General features: G+C 64.1%; 14 protein-coding genes. 6 read left to right on the top strand and 8 right to left on the bottom strand.

The genetic code is table 11. From position 1 onward, the window contains the following. The first annotated feature begins 7 nt into the window (after window positions 1-7). From BJ983_RS11275 to BJ983_RS11265, 3 genes are all read left to right on the top strand, one after another. Window positions 8-643 (top strand): HdeD family acid-resistance protein, encoded by a 636-nt coding sequence (locus tag BJ983_RS11275; RefSeq protein WP_179793879.1) that lies wholly within the window; start codon window positions 8-10, stop codon window positions 641-643. Between the two features lie 29 nt (window positions 644-672). Next, the gene (locus BJ983_RS11270; protein WP_179793878.1) at window positions 673-1,200 is read left to right on the top strand and encodes a potassium channel family protein; all 528 of its coding nucleotides are present in this window, start codon (window positions 673-675) and stop codon (window positions 1,198-1,200) included. A gap of 300 nt (window positions 1,201-1,500) precedes the next feature. Continuing rightward, window positions 1,501-2,508 (top strand): site-specific integrase, encoded by a 1,008-nt coding sequence (locus BJ983_RS11265; protein WP_179793877.1) that lies wholly within the window; start codon window positions 1,501-1,503, stop codon window positions 2,506-2,508. A gap of 167 nt (window positions 2,509-2,675) precedes the next feature. On the opposite strand, the gene BJ983_RS11260 is transcribed toward BJ983_RS11265, so the two are convergent. From BJ983_RS11260 to BJ983_RS11230, 7 genes are all read right to left on the bottom strand, one after another. After that, window positions 2,676-3,698: a DUF6414 family protein gene (locus BJ983_RS11260; RefSeq protein ID WP_179793876.1), complete on the bottom strand. Its 1,023-nt coding sequence runs from the start codon at window positions 3,696-3,698 to the stop codon at window positions 2,676-2,678. 416 nt (window positions 3,699-4,114) lie between these two features. Beyond that, window positions 4,115-5,497, bottom strand: coding sequence for a zinc-ribbon domain-containing protein (locus BJ983_RS11255; RefSeq protein WP_179793875.1), 1,383 nt, complete (start codon window positions 5,495-5,497; stop codon window positions 4,115-4,117). Window positions 5,498-6,540: 1,043 nt separating this feature from the next. Further along, the gene (locus tag BJ983_RS11250) at window positions 6,541-7,269 is read right to left on the bottom strand and encodes a hypothetical protein (RefSeq protein ID WP_179793874.1); all 729 of its coding nucleotides are present in this window, start codon (window positions 7,267-7,269) and stop codon (window positions 6,541-6,543) included. 202 nt (window positions 7,270-7,471) lie between these two features. Continuing rightward, on the bottom strand, window positions 7,472-8,188 hold the full coding sequence (locus BJ983_RS11245; protein WP_179793873.1) for a hypothetical protein: 717 nt from the start codon (window positions 8,186-8,188) through the stop codon (window positions 7,472-7,474). A gap of 442 nt (window positions 8,189-8,630) precedes the next feature. After that, a complete protein-coding gene (locus BJ983_RS11240) occupies window positions 8,631-10,448 on the bottom strand; it encodes a hypothetical protein (RefSeq protein ID WP_179793872.1) in 1,818 nt (605 codons plus the stop codon). A 1,256-nt stretch (window positions 10,449-11,704) separates the two neighbouring features. After that, a complete protein-coding gene (locus BJ983_RS11235) occupies window positions 11,705-12,823 on the bottom strand; it encodes a hypothetical protein (RefSeq protein ID WP_179793871.1) in 1,119 nt (372 codons plus the stop codon). Window positions 12,824-12,912: 89 nt separating this feature from the next. Further along, a complete protein-coding gene (locus BJ983_RS11230; protein WP_179793870.1) occupies window positions 12,913-13,239 on the bottom strand; it encodes a hypothetical protein in 327 nt (108 codons plus the stop codon). Window positions 13,240-14,397: 1,158 nt separating this feature from the next. Here BJ983_RS11230 and BJ983_RS11225 point away from each other — a divergent pair. Together BJ983_RS11225 and BJ983_RS11220 are read left to right on the top strand one after the other, a co-directional pair. Then, window positions 14,398-14,796, top strand: a complete 399-nt coding sequence (locus tag BJ983_RS11225; protein ID WP_179793869.1) for a hypothetical protein — start codon at window positions 14,398-14,400, stop codon at window positions 14,794-14,796. Window positions 14,797-14,916: 120 nt separating this feature from the next. Further along, a complete protein-coding gene (locus tag BJ983_RS11220) occupies window positions 14,917-15,258 on the top strand; it encodes a PLAT/LH2 domain-containing protein (protein ID WP_179793868.1) in 342 nt (113 codons plus the stop codon). 504 nt (window positions 15,259-15,762) lie between these two features. Here BJ983_RS11220 and BJ983_RS11215 read toward each other — a convergent pair. Then, complete coding sequence (locus BJ983_RS11215) at window positions 15,763-16,689, bottom strand: hypothetical protein (protein ID WP_179793867.1); 927 nt, start codon at window positions 16,687-16,689, stop codon at window positions 15,763-15,765. A 107-nt stretch (window positions 16,690-16,796) separates the two neighbouring features. On the opposite strand from BJ983_RS11215, the gene BJ983_RS11210 reads away from it, so the two are divergent. Then, the gene (locus tag BJ983_RS11210) at window positions 16,797-16,979 is read left to right on the top strand and encodes a hypothetical protein (protein ID WP_179793866.1); all 183 of its coding nucleotides are present in this window, start codon (window positions 16,797-16,799) and stop codon (window positions 16,977-16,979) included. Window positions 16,980-17,305: the final 326 nt, after the last annotated feature.

The raw sequence follows: 17,305 nt of genomic DNA, 5'->3' as shown, positions 1-17,305 counted from the left end.
TGCAGCCATGAGCGAGTCCGGAGCGACCGCCAAGAGCGTCGACATCACTGACCGCGTCGCTTCGATCGGTGCATCGAAGTGGTGGACGATCGCCTACGGCGTGCTGAGCCTGATCGCCGGCCTCGCCGCCCTGTCCTGGCCCGGGGCGACCCTGCTGACCCTGGCCGTGGTGTTCTCCGTGCAGCTGTTCGTGCTCGGAGTCTTCCGCATCGTCGCGGCCTTCGCCGTCCCCGACGCATCGACCGGCACGAAGGTCCTCGCCATCGTCGTCGGCATCCTGTCGGTGATCGTCGGCGTGATCTGCCTGCGCTCGCCCCTGCAGACGATCGTCGTCCTGACCCTGGTCCTCGGCGCCTTCTGGCTGGCGAACGGGATCGTGGAGATCGTCACCGGCATCTCCGGGCGTGGCGAGAAGGGCCGGGGGTGGGCGATCGTCGCCGGCCTCATCGGCGTGATCGGCGGCATCATCGTGCTGTCCGCGCCCGTGACGAGCGCTGTCAGCCTGGCCTGGGTCCTGGGCATCCTTCTCGTCGCCCACGGCATCGTCGCGATCATCAGCGGGTTCACCCGCGAGAAGGCCACCGCTCCCGCGAGCGCCGCGCCCGCGCCGACCGCGCGGCCCACCGCGGCACACACAGCCTGACCTCGCCCGCCGGTCCGGGAGCGATCGGGATGACGTGGCGCGCGCTCCGCGACATCACCGTTCTCGTGGTGCTCTACTACGTCGTCCCGCTCGGCGGGGACCGCGCTGACCCCATGCTGTGGGTCCGGCTCGCCGTCGTCCTGGTCGGGTTCGTCGTACTGGGCCGGGCCATCGCCCGGCGCGTCGCGCGGCACAGCGACGACACCACGAGCGGCCGCGGCGTCGAGGGACTCCTCGTCGCCGTGGTCGCCGGTGTCCTGTTCGCCGCGGCCGCCGACTACCTCGTCGCGACCACCCAGCAGGGCCAGTTCGACGGGCTCGCCACCCGCACCGACGCCCTCTACTTCGCGCTGTCCACCCTGACCACAGTCGGGTTCGGCGACATCCACCCGGTCGGCCAGATGGCCCGGGCCGTCGTCATCGCCCAACTGCTCTTCGACGTCATCGTGATCGCCACCGCCGCCGGCGTCATCGCCCGCCAGGCCCGCCGCCGCGCAGGCACCCGTCAGGTCTCGATCAACGTAGAACGCTCTGGTGCGGAACTACCGCGACCATGAACGCGATGGAGGTCATCAGAGCGGCCGCTCACCGGTCGAACGCGAGACGGAGCGGTAGGCCAGAGATGCAACAGTCAAGAAAATGACCGCTACGCCCGAGACAGCGGCAGCCCCGCCGCTGCTGCCAGGATCGAGCCACGAGTCTCACCGCGGGTGCAGCCGACTTCGAGGATCAGTGCAGCCGACTGCGGGAACTGAATCACCGTCCGCGCCGAGTCCTACGCGCGCGGCGCCCGGGCGGCGAACACCTGGTCGGCCTACGAGCGGCAGTGGCGCCGCTTCGAGACCTGGTGCGCGGCGGTGGGGGAGCGGGCGCTGCCGGCGGGTCCGCTGACCGTGGCCCGGTTCCTCGCCGACCTCGCCTCGGTCTGGCGCCCGGCCACCCCGGCCGACCCGTCGAGTTCGGTGATCGCCGGGCAGGTGTGCGAGCGGAAAGGCCTGCGACCAGGCACGTTGTCCGGCTACCTCGCGGCGATCTCGGTGGTCCACCAGACCGCGCAGCTCGACAACCCCGTCCAGGCCGAAGCGGTCCGGCGCACCATCACCGGCATCCGCCGCCACCCCGGTGTCGCCCCCACCCGCCGCCGCGCCGCCGCCCGCCGAGAGCCGCTGGTCGAACTGCTGCGGCTGCTGAAGCCCGAGGAGGTGCTCGCGGACGCCCGCGACCACGCGCTGCTGCTGGTCGGGTGGAAGGCGGCGCTGCGCACCGACGACCTCGCCCGCCTGCAGATGGCCGACCTGCACCCCTCCGACCAGGGCCTCTCCGTGCACCTGTCCCGCTCCAAGACCGACCAGCACGGCGCGGGCACGACGATCGGCATCGCCGCGCCCTCCCCGGAATTAGTGGTGGGGGAGGGGAGCGACGAATCGACGCTGCTCGACGCCAGTGCCGCCTGGACCCGCTGGCGCGACCTGCTCGGCTCCCACGGCATCCTCGACGGACCCGCGTGGCGCGGCATCGACCGCTACGGCCGCCGCCCCCGCGCCGGTGGACTGCACCGCAACTCGATCGCAGAGATCATCAAGCGCCGCGCCGCCGCGGCCGGGCTCGAGGACGCCGACCTGTGGGGCGGACACAGCCTGCGGCGCGGGTTCGCCACCGAAGCCATCGCCGCCGGCGTCCCCGAACGCGACGTCCAACGCCACGGCCGCTGGCACTCCCGCGCCTCCATGGACCCCTACATCGACGCCGCCCGCACCTTCGACCCCACCAACCCCACCCACTGGCTCACCCTGACTCCTGAACCCAGTGGACGAGGGTCACGCCGGCCGTGGTGGTCCAACATCGGCATCCGTGCTGCTCAGTAGGATGATCGCGGGCCAGTGGCCTTGTGCTGTGGGCGCTCGTCGAGCCCCATCCTGTGACGTAAGCGGGACCGAAAGTGGTCCCGGCTGTCGTGATAAGCCCGGTTACCGCGGCGCCTACAGTGATCCATTCTAGCGAGGATCGACTAACTGTCCGATATGGCCCATACTTATGATGGCTTCGGAATTTCGCGGTAGATCCCGAAGGGGACAAGAGAGAAGCCAGGAAAGGGCGGCGTGTCGGCCATCCCGCTCCCGCCTAGAGCTGCGAGAAAGTCGTTCAAGAATTTGACAAACGCTGGACGATTGATTCCAGTAGTCGTGGTGAGGTTGCTGACTGGGCTGAAGCCTGCCAAGCCGGTCATGTTGGAGAAGTGGCCAAGGGTGCCAACAATTACCCAGTTTTGAGGAGTCGTCCCGTAGCGCGAGAACAAGACTTCCGGCTCAGCATCGAGATAGCGTCTGTCTCGTTGCAGACGGACAGTTGCTGTCCACTTAGCGGCCCCTGTCGCCTCGACCAGCATGTACAGGCCGTCCGGGAACAAGCCGCGAGACGTTCGAACTAAGCCGCGCATCATCTCTGGGGAGAAGCCCCCCAAGAGGGATGCGTCGAAATGCTCGATCTGCGCCTCTAGGGAGCCTTCGGCGGGCTGACTCTTGCCCTTGCTACCGCTTCCAGCTTTGCCTTTTCCTCCGGCAGAGTTGAAGGAGAGATTGTCGGATGCGTCGGGTCCCTGAGGAGAAACCTCGTGTGCGCCCTTAATGGCAACCGAACTGCCCGCCATCACCTTTGCTACATAAGATGCATCGAAAAGCAAACCAGGTGCCCTGAGACGCACGATTGAACCGGGCTGGACGGCTTTAAGAACGGCGCCGTAGTCGGTCGATTTGGTGTCGGCAAGTATATCGGAGATGTCAGTCAACCAGCCTGAGGCTTCGAGGAGGTCCTCAAGTTCCGGGAAGAGAGCGTCGAGTCGAGTTCGCTCCTCTTTTTGTTCAGTCTTGCGCTCGCTGTCATAGGCTGCATAACCCCGCAGACCGGCGCCCAGCTTCCTGCTCCGAGTCGTTGTGCCAGACTCGGAACTCGGAACGGAACCGAGCAACTGCGCGAGAAGCGACTGGGTGCGATCGACATCGGCATATAGATACTCACGGAGGCGGGCACCTTGTACATCGTCGACATCGACGTACACGTCGCTCTCGTTACTTGACGACTCGACGGACACGCTGAGCTATCGGGCGGCCGACACGTCTTGTTACATCGCCCGTGGCGCACAGAGACCAAGCGCCCTTCGCTGCACGCAGAACCTGCCGCCAGCCGCCCGTAGGCGGGCGCAGTGCTTCGCCGCAGCGTCCCCTTCCTGCCATCCGCCCTTGGCGTGCTGCGCCTGCGGCGACGTTCCTGCTCGGGTGCGGCCGAAGTCGCCTCGCGGCGTTCTCGAACTCCATCTTATCGCTGGCTGCCCCCGGCCTCTCAGGCAAACGGGGCGGACACTTCAACTTTCGTGCGGAAGATTAACAGCCGGTCTGACGAACTTCTGTAGGACGCGGGGCGGCTCAGCGCGTGCTGTGGGGCGAACAGTCGCTGCCTCTCGCGAGTCTCGCCGCTTCAGGTTCTCAGCCATTGGGCTATCCGTGACAAATTGCTATCGGGTTCTGGTGCGCTGGAGTAAGTGACGAGCTCAAGATAGCGTTCGCTGCTGATGGCGAGGGCAGGTAAGGGGTGCTCGCGGAGACGAACGACGAGGGCGCCAGTAGCCAGTAAGTCTTTAGTCTTCGCCGTGTCGATTTCGTACTTCTCGCCATGCCAGTAGGCTCCGTCGTACTCGATCACGAGCGATCTACCGCCGGTGAGCGTGACGGTGATGTCGGGGTACCAGACACTACGGGCCGTGAAAGCCGTATTCCGCCATGGCAACCCGGAGGCAGCATCGCCGAACAGTTCCTGGGCGGCCTTGAGGTGAAGAAGCTCGATGGCGGACTTGCCGAAGCCTCGACACGAGGGGCAACCCGTACCGCTAGTTCGAGCCGCCAATGAAGCGGTCCACACGTGCGTGGGATGGTCAGCGCAAACCCACTCTGGCACAAAGGGCAAGGACGCTGCGGGGCGAACTTGCCAAGCGCTGAGGGGGTTGCTCTTTGACCACTGAGCCACCAGTTGGGGGAAGTGGTAGGCGAGTGAGTCGAGGATGGTTCGGCACTCAGGGCATCGTAGTCGTTGGCGCTTTTCCCGGTCGGCTGGGCTGGCTCGCCATTCGTGCCCGCAGCTCGCCTCGCGCCACCACACCTGGCGCCGTGAGTTCGGGGATAGGCGGCGAGGGTCGAGCTTGGGGTTGGCGGTGGGGTGCCACTGTTCAAACAGCTCCGCATTCATTGCGAAGGCTTTGGGGTTCACCTCGACCTCGGACAGCCGTTCCTCGAGGGTAGCGGCTCCATGGCAGCTTGGGCAGCCCGAGAGGAGGAAACTCGAGGGTGAGACACGAGGATGATGGCCCTTGGGGCACGCGAATCGTCTCGACTTCCAGCTGCCCGCTACCGGCACTGTCGACGGGTCGGCCTCGTCGGCCCACGCCTCTAGCAGCTCCGGGATGGCGGAGACAGGCGTATCGCCGAGTCGGTTGAAGAGCTCTTCGCGTTTACGAAGCTCGCGGCTCGCGCAGTGCGGGCACCGTGGTGTCGGCGCCATGTCTTCGATGGCGGCGGCGAACCCAGCGCTGCACGTCGGGCATTTCCAGTAGGTCTTGCTGCGGGCCCTGGCCGTCAGAGTTTTCCATGCCTCGACGCTGTTTCTTGAGTGGTCCCACCACTGCACGCTGTCTAGTCCCGAGTCCTTGAACAGATTACGGTTCTTTGGTCGGTCGGTCTCCTTCTTTGCGGCTGGCTCCCGGCGCGGGTTGACCTGGCACTGGCAGCCCCACCCGATGTCGCCGAGGCGCTGGGCGCTGACGCGGCCGCAGTGCTGGCAGCGGACGTGATGCGGGTCGTCAGTCAAGGACGGCGTCGTCAAAGGGCCGAGGTAGTCGTAACCGTTGGAGTTTGCCTTCTCTCGTGCCTCATTTACTGAGACCGCTTTAGGCTGTACGTAGCCAGCTTGACTCTGGCGAACACCTTCCGCCCACGATCGCCAGAAGCAGGCGCGGCAAGTGGCCTCAGCGGTCTTATTTTTGTCAAGTGTGTATTCAAGGCGATAGTGGGCCTCGCATCCGCAGTCAAGGCAGCGGGTCAGGCGCCACTTCGCAGGACCTGTAAAGGGCGAGAGCGGCTCGAGCCGACCTTTCCGAAGGATCGCTGTGATGTGGTCGTCGCACCACGCAGGCTTCGAGCGAGTCTTGAAGGCTGCCGGCCTCTCGCAAGATCGTTCGGCGCACACCTGAGCGCTCAAGACCACCACTGCTACCTGCCTCCCCGTCGGCATCGCCCGAGGCTGAGGTCGCTCAAGGTTGGAGGTGCGTTACCGACGCTGATCAGATCCGTCGGGTACCCGCCTCCCTCTGCGCCCGCCCAGCCGATTCAGACCGCTCCATCGACGAGGCCGAGACTCGACGTGTCCGGAGTTGGCTGGCTCCGAGTGCTCAGCCCCGGTCGTCGAGCGGTGAAAGCCGGGTCTCGGGCGCATCGGCGACTTGCTGTTGGAAGGTGCCCGACCCGGTTGGTGGATTGCGGCCACGGCTGCAGGCGGTGGTGTGCTTGGACACGGCAAGGCGTGCTGAGCGCTGCGTACCACACGACTAGGCCTCGGACCGCTGACATAACGCGCGAAGTCGGCTGAGTCCGTCGATCTGCTGCCTGAGTTGTCCTTCCGCAACGACAACGCGAGTGCTCCGCAGTGGAATAGAAACCTGATGCGCTAACTGACGACATTTCGGAGTCCGAGGGCGAGCGCTGGTGTCCTTCCAGGTTGCGGCGACGTGCCCTACGGAGCGGTGGTGCGGGAAACGCCCCTGCTTGGACTGCCTGTGCGTCGATGTAATAGGAGCAGTACTGGCCCGTCTTGTTGCCTCCGAGCGACGAACAACCGCTGAGAGGCAAGTCTACTCAAGGAAGCTTATTAAGAATCTCGACCAACTTCGGCTCCACGATGTCGGAGAGCCATTTGAGGCCTTCTTCTTTCGCGTACACGTCTCTGTGTGCCTCTACCAGCTTCCGAGCAGTCGTCTGTCCAGGAACGATTTCCCAGTATCGCTTAGTGTCCCGCTCAGCAGCACTTAGGCTGTTGTACCCTTTAGAGTCTAAGATCCTGCGCTGCAGGGCCTCCGTCACTTGCTTGAACTGAGCGGTCTGTGAAGGACTAGGGCCACCTGCGACGCCTAGACGTTTGGCCAGCGATGACAATTCGCGCTGATGGATATCAGTAGGTATTGCAATTGCTAACATATCGTCGGGCGTCTTCCAGCCGAGAGATTCAAACTCGGATTCGAAGAATCTATGCCATCGGCTCTCAATAACATGGTGCGCATCAAGGACAAATTCGATCTCAGCCAGGGCAGCCTTCGCAGGAGCGCCTGAGGCGGCGGCCCGGGTGCTCTCCGCAACATCTCCAAGCGTGACCCGTCTAGCTACGCCGCCTGCCGCCGCCACTGCTTCGTCTGCCCGCCTCAGCGCGGAGGGATCAAAAGACATTAATGCAACAACAGAATCGTTTAAAGGCTTAGTGCGCGCCACAAGCGACTTGTACGAGTCGAGACGGAGCGCGATGTCGGCGTACTCGCGGACTGCCCATCTTGACAAACTTCGGGCACCCTGTAAGACTACATTGTCCGTCATACCCATATTCTCAAATGCGTCGCTAACCAGTTGAAATTGCCTTGCATTGAGATTCCGTGGCGTATGCGCGATACGACGTTCGCCTTCCACCGCGATGCTCCGAGCCGCGGTGAATGCTTCCGCAACGAGAAGTATAAGACCCTCTCGTAGATCGCCTGACTCCAGCAACTTCTGAACGCGCTTTCGTTGCGCTGGTGACAGTTCACTCAAGGGACTCACCCCCATCGGACGGCCCGGCCAGGTTCAGGACCGCTTCTCCCGATGCAGCCACCGCTTTGCCGATTGGCCCGAGATCCTTGATCCGCCCCAATCCGGCTGTCAGCACTGAAGACAGTACCTGCCAAAGAACGAAACCTATGACTGTTCCTACTAGTCGACCGAGTCTAGTGACATCCGCAGCTAAAAGCAGAAGTGCGGTCTTGATTTCTGGCGAGGCAGCCAACTCAGCGCCGGCAACGATCAGGCCCTCGAGGAAGTTTGCGATCTTCTCGAATGCCTCGTCGGCGCGCAAATTCGCCAGGTAGGATACGCCTTCTTTAATCGAATCCCAGGTCCGAACCAGCGGTTCGACTTCTGGGCAATACTCCCGGAGACTGCTCGGCGCTCCTCCATCGGGCTCGAAAACGTAGTCCGCGAGCGCAGTTAGGCTGTAATCGAGCGTACAACTGACTAACGCGCCCGTCGAGGCTAGCGCGTCCCCAGCCGAAGCGAGGAAGGAGACAACGCCCTTGATTTCTGCCCAGAGGTGTTCAGTGACCGCATCCAAAATCGATAGCGCGAACAAGTCGGGGGCATCGCGAATTGCTTTCCACGGTACCTCTCCGAGCGCACCTATATCCTCTGTGCTCCAGGTTGCCGTGAACGTGTCGAAAGCTTTTAGGATGCGGTCGGACCAGTTCAGCGTTGGCGCGGTTGCCACGCAACGAGCTGCGATTGTATCGTCGACGGAGCCTTGCTTGACGGCCCCCGAATCAGCGACCGCAGCTCCAGATTGAGATGAAGGCACGAGTACCCGTGGGTCCGGAGTCAACGCAGAGGGCGTGATCAAGGTGGACGCCGGTGGCTTAAGGACCAATAGGTCGCTCATCATCCTCGCTTTGTCTTGAGTTTAGGCCTGCCGCAGCCACCAACCATTACCTTCGCTGAACTCCTTCGGCTGGATGAAGTCGCCGCATCAATTTTCTTTCCGGCCGGCTCGCTTCGGAAGCTCCTCAGAGGACTGTCGGTAAGCGCGACCTGCGCTCGGGCGCTAGGGACCATTGCAGCGCAAACTCGTGCGGTGCGACTGGGGAGAATGGCAACCGGAAGCTCGCGCGTGCCTTCTAACGAAAACATCTGGCAGTGGCCGCACGAAGAACACGTCAAGCGTCGGATCGCGCTGGGGGAGGGTCGGGAACGAACAGAGCGCGGAAAGCGTCGGCCGCAGCTTGCCCACTCAATCCCTCCACGATAGACCGACCAAGGGCCAGCCGCTTTACCTCCTCGTCCGCGAGATTGTTCGCTAGACGCTTGGCGGCTATGGCAGTCTGCTGGAGGCCGCTGGAGTAGGGATCCAATGCATTTCCGCCACCGAGAACTGCATCAAGCATGATCCCGTCGCTGCGGAGGCTGATCTTCTGCGCCTGTAGAATGACGCCGGACACTTCAATCGAGTTGCCGGTCTCATCGGCGTACGTGTCTTTACCAGCCGGTAGGGCTGGATTCTCATCACCATCTGAAGGACGCGCGGCGGCTTCGAAGACCGGGTAGGGGCCATCGACCACAGTTTCGTTGGCGACTGGCTTGCCGCTTGAGTCGCGTTTCGGACGTGTCAGTGACTTCCAAGCGACGACGTCACGGCGTTGGCCTCGCCAGTCGACGACTGTGTCAAGTTGCGCAAGCACCCTTGCTCGAACATCTGCCTGTCGGTCAGGCTTGACCACCTCAGAGAGCAGACTATCGAGCTCGGGCAGCGTGTATTCCCGATACCGGCTGACGACCTCCCCATTCTGCTTCGTCAAAGGACGCTGGTCCTCTGTAAGGAATGTTGTTAGGAGTCCGATCTTCACGTCTACCAGATGAAGCAGAGAGATGAACTCCTGATTCATTTGACGGAAGACAAAGTTGAGGGTCCGGCTCATGTTCGTGTTCTCTAGAACACGAAGAGTAGTTTGTTCATCCGTACCGGTCGTCGCCTCCTTCGATACGTTTTCTACCCTGGAATCGCGTTTCGACGACACCTCGCTAGTGTTCTTCGCAATAGCGCTGACGACACTCTTCCCCATACTCTCTCGAGCAGCGTTCGTACCGTACGCCACCGAACCACTCACCTTTGCCGAGGCCACGCCCCAATTGCCAGCCGCCTCCACCGAAGCAGCAGCCTTGAACGACTCGTCCTCGGTCGACTTCGTAGTCTGCTCCCTAGCGACAGCGTCCTCTAAGTCTTTTCTTGTCGTGCCGGTGTCTCCCTCGAGGAGACTGCTCGTGGCGCTGCGCTCCTGCGTCGTCGACCGGAAAGACTTGATGGTAATTGTCGTTTTCTCACCGGGAAGGAGGCTAAATGTCTGGATTGTACGTCCGGCTCCATAAGAGCCGAGATAGTTCGACAGGCGCATGTACTCCACTACAACTAATTCATGCACCGCGACAACAGTTTTTTCTAGTACCACGACTTGCACGACCGTCGTCGCAGCGTTGCCGACATGGTCCGTTGCTGTAACCCTAACAGGATAGAGACCAGGGCCTGGCAGTTCAATTGCAACGCTAAAAGTCTGGTCTGTGCTTGTGGCCGACGCTTCAATCACGCCAGGAGCCTGCACCGAGACTGTTACGGGCGCCGTCGCCGAAGAGTCTGGATCAGCGACCTTGCCCGAGAAAGTGACGGAGGCTGTACTTGTATTCGAGTCCAGCTTGATCGTAGTTCCGTCGATCGGCGAAAGCTCGACAAACACCGGAGGGAGGACGTCCACTGGTGCGGTGCTGGCCGGCGCCGGAGAGAGCAGTACTACATATTCGACGGGGGGCGAGTTGAATTCCAAGCCGTCGACTAATGTGCGTGCCTGAACTGTCAGGGTGCCAGCTGGAGCGGACCATGCGGCCTCGTACGAACCCAGGGACAGCATCTTCGCGTTGACCGCATTACCGTTGAACAACACCTCGACCGCGTCAACACTGAGCGCTGTCCCGCGGGTGCTCCTCACGCTCACGCGCACCGTGACGTTCGCGCTATCGCCTGTCGCGGAGATCAGGGTTCCAGATGGAGGACCTACAGACAGAATGGCCCGAACCGGAGGGTCCCCAAAAGTCGTGCGAGGTCCTTCTCCTAGGCGTGGCTTGACAGGCAACATTTACGTGCCTCCGAGGAGGTCGGAGACGAGGATGGGTTCGCCGACCAAAAAGGGATCGTCTCCCACGAACACCAAGCGGATCAAGTTCCGCCCCGCGTACGAGGTGTTGTCTGGAACGTTATAGCTCAAGATGGGCGCGTGTCCGGCGGCGTCCGGATCGAGCTGCACAATAGGAGGCGGGCTCTTCTCTTCATCCACGGTAACTACTTCCCCCGGAGGTGTTGTTGGTGGTGCCTGGGTTACCAGCTATCTGCGAGCATGCTGCGTTTTGTAGTTGCCCGTCCAGAGCTGCGACCCGTTCGGCCTAGCAAGGACAGCGTGTTCGAGCGGAACGGAGCGGGATAGACACACTGAGTGGACGCCGACGGGCAGTGCCAGCGAGGCCTCGGACCGGTTGGACGCCGCAGGTTGGCAGGTCGATCGGGGGTATACGTCGATCACGAATTACAGCCTGCCCAGCCGAATTTAGATGTTTCTGACGATCGCCTAGTCGACGGGTTGCGGAAAAGCCCGTTCGGATGTGGGTCCGGGCTGCGCGTGTCGGTCCAGATGAACACCCGCATCCTGGTCGAGGAGCTGCCGACGAGCAGCACGGCGCTCCCAGCAAGTGCGTGCATTCTAGCAGCGATCGGGGCGGCCAACCCCGGCGAGCGGGCTTTCGGCGACCCTGACGTCGCCGACCCGTGGCGGGATAACGCCCTGCGGCACCCGGCGTTTGATGGCGGACCGCAACTTTTCTTCAGCGCACGCTGCTGAACTGGCAGGATGTCGATCCGAGCTTAGATTGTGACTGCGGATCCCGCTTTTTGGAGTGTCCTGCATACGAGAGTCCGACGAGTGCCGATCCTTTTGTTTACAAACATCCTGCTGACATGACGACTGGTCGTGGATGCCGGCGGCTAGGAATGGACCGGCGGACCGGCCAGGCCAGACCGGAAGCACGGCCGCTGGGAGCGGGGCGAGTGTCCGGCGGCGCTGCGGGTTGCGACGCCGACGATGCGGTCACCGGTACAATCGGCGCCGCCCTCCCGACCTGAATCCGCGGCAAGTGACCAGCACCGCAACGTATACGGCTTTAAAGCTGCTGGTGAACCCGCCGGAATCGCGAATCATGGTCGCCGCGGCCGAACTTCTGCGATCTCGAGGATGGCGCTCACAGCGGCGAGAGCGGCGATCATCGCCACGGCGCGGTTTGACCAGGCGCCGAAGGTCTCTGCTCTATCCGCTGCGGAGCTCTGCACAGCGGCATCGGCGCCCCAGTCCTCTGCGGTGGATGTGAGCGCTTTGCTGATGAGGGGATCGACTCCCTCCTGCTCTGTGAGGGGTCGACCCATCTGAACCGCGATGCGCCCGATGGCGACTGCAGCTCGTTCCTCGGCGCCGGCCGTCAACCGTTCCGCCTCGGACTCAGGGGTTGTTGCCTCGAGGGCGGCGATCTCCCGCGCGACCGCGACGAGCTGGGCCACGACGGCATCCTTCTGCGCATCGGTGTCGAAGCCAGTCCTGGCTTGGCTCGTGGCGATCTCGCCGGCGATCTCGGCTGCCGTCTTCGCCGCGATGGCCTGGTAACGCTGCTCCTCTCCACCGAGGGCGAGCTGCGCGAAGGGGAGCAGGACCCCGGCGGCCCAGAGGACGAGCAGGACGACCATGGTGTTGCGGCGTCGGTGGTCCGCGACACCGGGCTGGGGAATGATCTCAGGCTCGTCCCCGCCGGCCGGTCGGGGCCGAGGCCGCCGCCGGACCGACGCAGCTGCCATGGCCAGGCCGGTCAGCAGCACAGTGACCCCGCTGATCCATCTCGCAGTGGCAGCGTGGCGGTCGCCCGCTGCGAAGGTGCTATCCGGGTCAGGCATAAGGGCTATTTGCTTCGTCGCGTCGCTGATCCGGCGCGCAACGTCGTATTCGCCGCTGGAGAGGAGGTACCGGTTGCCTGCTGAGAGGGTGTCGGGCGGGGCGACGCGGGACCGGGCGAAAACGATCTGGTTTGCGATGACCAGCTCGGAAGCTGCTAGACGGCTGGACGGGGCGATGGCCCGCAGCTCGTTGGCGCGGACTCGGGCGCTCGCGATGCGGAATGCCTCGGGGGCTTCGTCGACATACACGGCACGGGCCTCCTCCTGCACCGCCGACGCGCGCGACGTTTCTTGCCGGATCGCCTCCTGCCAGTCTCCGCTGGCGTCGCTGTACTCGACCGCGGCAAATCCGGCGAGCACCGCTCCGAGGACCACTGCGACCAGCTGGACGACGTGCCGCCGGTCGGCCAGAACGCGCCGTAGCCGTCCGCGCCCTCGGCGCGCTCGAAGACCCCTCCCTGGTCTCACTGCTGGCGGTCCAGGGTGAGGATGACCCCGTCTCCGCTGCGCAGGCTCAGCGTTGTGCCGGAGGTGCGCCAGGTGTAGGTCAGGTCGGTCGGCTGCTGCGGTCGGTCGGTGTAGTCACCCGCTGGATCTCCCGGGTCGCTGCGGGTGGTGGTCAGCGACGACACCTGAAGTACCAAGCGGTTTCCGATGACCTGGGCGCGTCCCTCCTGCTGGCGCCGGTACTCGAAGACCCCTGCTGGACGGGCTTGGCTGAGGATCTCGACGGACCGGAAGCGTCCGTCGGGGAGGAAGCGGTAGGCGAACTCCGCCTGGTCCTCAGTCATGCTCCAGCTCCCGACCAACGCAGCAGGAACAGCCGCCGCCGAGACAGTCGTCGAAGGCGCGGCTGTCGGTGCGGTTGTCACTGCCGCGGTCGTAGAGGAGGGCACCAGAGTGGAGCTGGAAGAGCCGGCTGGTGCCGGTGCCGGTGTTGGCGCTGGGGTGGGGGCGAACGTGCAGCTGGCCGCGATCAGCGCCGCAACACACGGAAGCCCGAGCCACATACCAGACTGGCGCGCGAGTCGTGCCCGCGAGCGTTCGACGCGGTGTCCGCCGCAGCAACATGGTTTCGCAGTCCTCCCGCGCATGAGGCCCTCCCGAACGTGTCCGGTTTTCGAAGATGGGACGGTTGAGGGTGACGGCAAACGTCTGGCGTCGCACGAGAGGATCTGCGATGCGCGGCGCAAACCAGTTCAGGCCGCACGGCTGGGCCGCTTCCCCCGCCGACCCGCCGGCCTGATCTGGCTCCTACTCGCCGATCGAGGAATCCTTGGTTGCTGCGCTCTGTGTGAAGAATGAATTGGGTCAGCTGACAACGTCAATGACTCCGAACTAGTGACGGCTGCTCCGATCGTGTGTCCTCTCAGGGTCGATGCGCGCTCCGGCGTCGCGATCGCCTGGCAATGAGTTCCTTTCAATCGATCGCCGCCAGTGGCGGTTCTTCCACTGAAAGTGATGCCGTAGTGGACTACTGCAGACAGGACTCGGGATCACGCCAGATCTTTGTTGCTGTCTCGCCTCGATGACCCACCGCGCGAGCCGATTCGGCGCAGGACCTCCTGTCGAGGTTCGCGCCGCTTTGAGGACACAGCGCGCTGGGAGGCCGGGGGCGCGCCGACGCGAGGGGGAGTCATGCGGGTGGGTACGTGGATCCTCGAGAACCTGGTCTTGCCGGGGGTAGCGGGCGGGCCGCCGGATGAGGAGGCCTACGAGGCGAAGCTGCACGCCATCGCCGAGACGATCACCGCGTTGGACGTGGATGTGCTCGCGGTGGAGGAGGTCGGCGCGCCGGAGGCACTCGACGAGCTGACCAACGACTCGACGGGTCGTGGTTCGCCGCGACGGCCAACCCGGACCAGCGAGGTATCCGGGTCGGGTTCCTCGCCCGCTACGAGTTCGACGACCTCGTCCAGGTCCGCGACTACGCCCCGAAGATCGCCCCCGTGGTCATCGACGACCAGGAAGGCACGCTGGACAAGCTCTCTCGCCCCGCACTGCAGGCGACGATCACCGTGGACGGCGGGCCGCTGCAGCTCATGGCCTGCCACTTCAAGTCCAAGCTGCTCGAGTTCCCCCATGGCTTCGCCCCCGACAATGAGGACCAACGGGCCCGCTACGGCACCTACGCGCTGGGGCGCCGAGCTGCTGAAGCGGCCACGACCCGGATCACCGCCAACCAGCTCTCGACGTGGTGCACCCGCTCCTCGGGAGATCGAGAATCGAAGAGGTTGGCAGTGGCGACTGAAGGGAGATACTCGGTGACGGACGTAGCTGCGCGGCTATCTCGGTGCGAGATTCACTCAGTTGGCTCTGACGCGAGAACGCCGATATCGCTGTCATAAGGTCGGGTGCAGATATCCGTGGGGATAGGGGGCGCGCACGAGTGGCAGGAATTTCGGAAGCCGACCACATCGGGCAGCGGGTCGCGCTCCAGAGGAGCGTCGACGGAGCGGAGATATCACGTGATCTACAGGGTGGAGGTACACACCGGGGACGTCGAAGGTGCCGGTACAGACGGAGACGTCTGGTTGTGGATCGACGGGAACCGCGGTCGGTCGGGATGGCAGTCACTGGACAACGACCGCGACAATTTCGAACGAAACCAGACAGATGTCTTCGAATTGCAGCTGTCGGACCTCGGCGCTCTGACGGCGGCGTTTGTGTACTTCCGGCCCTCGGGTGCCAAATCTGATTGGTTCCTCAGCTGGGCGAACGTGGGGACCCTGAGCTTAACGCACGAAGACTGGGTTACTACGGAAGGATGGTTCAAGCTCGACCGGCTGGGCACTATCGAACAGCCCTAGGTTCAGAGCTAGAGCGTGTCGCCCGAGTCCATGAGCTGGGCCGGTCCACGATGCTGGCGTGCGTCGTGGGCCGGTGCTCTCGAATGAGGTGTGGGTTCGGGCGGGCTTGCTGCTGCCAGTGCGATACGGCAAGGGCCGGCCGTTTGGTGATCACCGGTCCACCGCCTCAGGTTGGACCTGACGGCAACGCGAGCTGTAGTGACGAACCGTTGTAGGGAGTCAAGCCCGCGACTGGGGTCCACCGCTGATGCAGTAGGAGGCTCACCGCGATGCCGCGATGCCGCGATGCCGCGATATCGGGAGATATCGAGAGACATCGGGATATTGGGAGATATCGCGTTTTCGTACTTCGCGCGTTGTCGGCTTGGCGAGGCCTGCGACCCGCTCAGCTCGCGGGTAGTTGCTGACATCCCGAGGCGGATACGTACCCGTGCCGCGTCGAGCAGCAGCGTTGAACCGGCTGGAGTCCTGTTTTCTTGTGGTCCGGTCGAGGCGGAGTTCATCTCAGATTCCCAGGCGCCGACGGCAGGCGGCTTCCTCGGCTCGTTGCGCGGGGGTCTCGCCCGGTGTGCCGCACTTCTCGACGCCGCACTCGGCGTTGGTGCCGCCACGGTTGACGCAGCTGGCGGTGCTCTCGCCGGGCAGGCGGGTGACCTGACCAAGGGGCTGGTATGGGTAGGACGACGCGGAGGAGGTCTTGGACGCGGCCTTCGCTGTGGTCTTCGGTGCCGTCTTCGTCTTCGAGGAGCTCGCGCGCGGGGTGGTGCTGGGGGTTGAGCTCGCCGGGATGCTGGCGACTGTGGTGCTCCAGGGGCCGATGATCCGGCCGAGGCCGGCGCCGAGCGGGCCGATGGCCTGGTTGAACTCGAGCCCGTATGCGCCGGCGCGGTAGTCGTAGCCGTGGTCGTCGTGGATGGGGTGGGTGCGCAGCGCAGCGAGCAGCTGGGCCCGGACCTCCGCATCGCGCAGGTGGGGTTCGGTGTCGAGACCGTCGTCGGATCCGGCTGCGCCGTAGGCGACGCGGATAGAGCCGAGGTCGCCGCGCTGCAGCGCGGTGTAGACCAAGCGGACCTGGTCGGCGACTGCGGCGTCCAGGGGATTGCCGTTGGCCTCAAGCAACTCCGGCCCACCGTCGACTGGCGCGCCGGCTGCCTGGTCGGCGGGCGTGGCGGCGGAGGTGCTGGTGGCGCCGAGGAGGTAGGCCCCGCCGGCGGTGCCGGCAAGCAGTACCAGCGCGAGCGCGACGAGGGCGGTTCGTAGGGCGGTCCGCGGACGAGGCTGGGGACCCGGTGCGGGCGGTGCGGCCCGATGGGCAGAGGGGAGCAGTAGCGGCGCGGTGACCTCGGCGTCCTCGTCGAGCCACGGGTGGCGCCAGGAGCTGGTGGCTGCGGAGCTCGTGTGGCGCGGCCTGCTGGTCATCGTGCTGGTCATCTGTTCGTCCCCCGACGTCGTGGTGCTGGCGGGGGGTTCGCAGACGTCGGCAGCGCTGTTAGCGCGTAGTCATGTGGCGAGACCGGAGTTCACTCGTTCGTGTCGGCGTGTCCGACGAGGCGGCGCGGGGAGGCCACGGTGACAAAGCCCAACGATTGATGGCCGACGAGTTCGAACAGTGGAACGCCGATGCTCAGATCGTCGGCTTCAACATCGCGGTCTGGCACCAGCTCACCGCCGACGCGCCCGAGGTCCGCCTGCTCGATGCCGGTGGCCCCACGCGGTGGTAGGCGAAGGCGCGGGTGTTCGCAACGCCCCTGTTGATCGACCAGCTCGGCGACCCGTCGCCGACACTCCACACGGCGGAATTACGACGATCTGTACGCGCGCGCCGACCTTGACTCCGGATGGTCGTACAACGGCCTGCATCGATCGCATATTATGTCAGGACTGTACGCTGAGCTGCGACGATGTCGATCCGATAACTTAGATTATGACAGGAACAGGCGAAAACCTCTGACTTCAAAGAATTGCTGACCTTATGGTTCGCTGACCTTCCACGCCCGCTCCTCGTCCCAGCTCTGACCCCGCCCTCGACGGGACCGCCCACCGCGGG

Source organism: Actinomycetospora corticicola, assembly GCF_013409505.1.
Lineage (GTDB): Bacteria > Actinomycetota > Actinomycetes > Mycobacteriales > Pseudonocardiaceae > Actinomycetospora > Actinomycetospora corticicola.
This window is presented reverse-complemented; position numbering and strand designations above follow the sequence as displayed.